At 59.8% G+C, this 1,101-nt stretch carries 2 pseudogenes; both read right to left on the bottom strand.

Going from position 1 to position 1,101, the window contains the following annotated elements:
• Positions 1-547: pseudogene (locus DMX10_RS33410) on the bottom strand (hypothetical protein); the annotation flags it as partial.
• A 24-nt stretch (positions 548-571) separates the two neighbouring features.
• Positions 572-982 (bottom strand): annotated as a pseudogene (locus tag DMX10_RS32270) (DUF2931 family protein); the annotation flags it as partial.
• Between the last annotated feature and the right edge of the window lie 119 nt (positions 983-1,101).

Raw genomic sequence — 1,101 nt, 5'->3', positions numbered from 1 at the left:
CCCCCGCCCCGGGTTGCTCCGGCCAACCACGCGGGTTGGTGCTGTCCAGGTTCTTTGGCCGCTGGGTAGAACCTATCCCGCTCATGGCACGGCGAAAGACGCGCGCTCGCACATCCACCACATCGGCGGTCTCGATCCACACGTCCATGTAGTTGGGGGTGCCCAGGCCGAGCCGCCAGGAGTCGTAGGGCAGCTCCGTTATGCGCAAATAGCAGCCGCCACTTGTCCCCATATCGACACGCAAGCAGGGGCCATCGATCTGCAACTCCATGCCCTCGAACAACTCCCCGAGTTCTATCTTGTTCGTCGGGAAAAGCATCACGTGGTGATCCGTTTGCTTCCAGGTGCCTTTGGCAGCACCGTCGGCACTCCCATAGAAAACGTTGGCTTCGAACGTTCCATCCACGCTGAGGCGGAGTTGCGACCCCATTTCCATAACACCACGCAGCACATAGTCACCCGCAAGCGGCGGGGTGCTTTCGCTGCCAGCAGCATTGGCGATACCGGAGAACGCTAAGAGCGCGATCCAGACAATTAGCTGTTTCATCACTTTTCCTTGTTTGAGCAGCTCCTACCAGGAGCCATAGGGGATTCCATATTTTTTGATATAGGCCTTGGATATCTCGGATAGAGGCCGATGCTTCCCACCCGATGTGCCGCCATAGGGCCCAAGCTTCACCACGGTGCCCTGCACCCGCGCCACGTCGATGGCGGATAAACAACCGCCCATCAGCCAGACCTTGGCAATGCCCCCGGGCGCCAGGCCGACCGTCAGCATGTTGCGATAACTCTCGCGCCAAAGCCCCCTGGCTGCGCAATAGCCCATCTCCGGCTTCACCATCGCTCGCTGCGTGGCCTCTGAAATCACGATATAGGCCTCGTAGGTCTGCGGCTCCACCAGCGACTGCCAGCGCACGTAGATCAGCCGGGGCACGTCCGCCCCACCCACCTGCTTGCCCTTTCCGGCACCGGGTTGTAGTGGTCAAGTGAATCTGGACACTGTTTTAGGTCTATCCAGCCAGCTCTTCACGCCGTGCTGGTGTCTGGTAGTCGTTGTGGCTGTGTGGCCGTTGATGGTTGTAGTAGTCGGTCAAGTAACGC

Source organism: Pseudomonas sp. 57B-090624, from assembly GCF_003234055.1.
In the GTDB taxonomy this organism is placed as follows: domain Bacteria; phylum Pseudomonadota; class Gammaproteobacteria; order Pseudomonadales; family Pseudomonadaceae; genus Metapseudomonas; species Metapseudomonas tohonis.
Note: the sequence above shows the minus strand (reverse complement) of the source record. Positions and strands in the feature narration are given on the sequence as shown.